We start from the raw sequence: 892 nt of genomic DNA, 5'->3' as shown, positions 1-892 counted from the left end.
GTGCCGGCTGTCCGGAGCCAGTGGCTCTCCCGCTGGAAGGCGTAGGTCGGCAGCGGGCGGCGTCGGGCGCCCGGCCGGTGGAACAGGATGTCGGCCGCCACGGTCAGCCCGCTCGCCCACGCGGCTGCGGCCCCGGCGAGGAAGCGGTCCCGTCCGCCGTCGTTCCGCTTGAGTGACCCGATCACGGCGGTGGCGCCGGAGTCCTGGATCCCGACGGCGAGGACGGGGTGGGCGCTGCACTCGACGAAGGCCGACAGTCCATCGGCTATCAGTGCTTTCGTCGTGGCTTCGAACTCGACGGTCTGCCGCAGGTTGCGCACCCAATAGGCGGCGTCCAACTGCTGGGTGTCGAGCAGGCCGCCGGTGACCGTGGAATAGAACGGCACCGACGCCGAACGCGGCGCGATCGGGGCCAGGACGTCGAGGAGTTCCTCGCGGATCGACTCGACGTGGGAGGAGTGGGAGGCGTAGTCCACCGCGATACGCCGAACGCGTACCTCCTCGGCCTCCAAGGCTGCCAGCAGTTCGTCCAACGCGGAGGGCTCACCCGAAACCACCGTGGAAGAGGGCCCGTTGACGGCGGCGACCGCCAGACGGTCACCGAACCCCTCAACCCGCTCCCGTACCGTCGCGGCGGGCAACGCGATCGACGCCATACCGCCCCGGCCGGCGAGACGCTCACCGATCACCCGGCTGCGCTCCGCGACGATCCGGGCAGCATCCTCCAACGACAACGCACCCGCGATCACCGCGGCAGCGATCTCACCCTGCGAGTGACCCACCACCGCGGCCGGCACCACACCGAACGACTCCCACAACCGGGCCAGCGACACCATCACCGCCCACGAAGCAGGCTGCACCACATCGACCCGGGCCAGATCCCCGGCCAACT

At 70.6% G+C, this 892-nt stretch carries 1 protein-coding gene; it reads right to left on the bottom strand.

Annotation, left to right across the window (positions count from 1 at the left end; all coding sequences use genetic code 11):
• Window positions 1–892 (bottom strand): acyltransferase domain-containing protein (locus HET64_RS38545; RefSeq protein WP_251146467.1); only part of this gene is annotated, 892 nt, incomplete at both ends.

Origin of the sequence: Streptomyces sp. McG3, from assembly GCF_018619185.1 — a bacterium.
Taxonomy (GTDB): Bacteria; Actinomycetota; Actinomycetes; order Streptomycetales; family Streptomycetaceae; genus Streptomyces.
The sequence above is the reverse complement of the archived record's forward strand: the minus strand, read 5'-3'. Positions and strand labels throughout refer to the sequence as shown.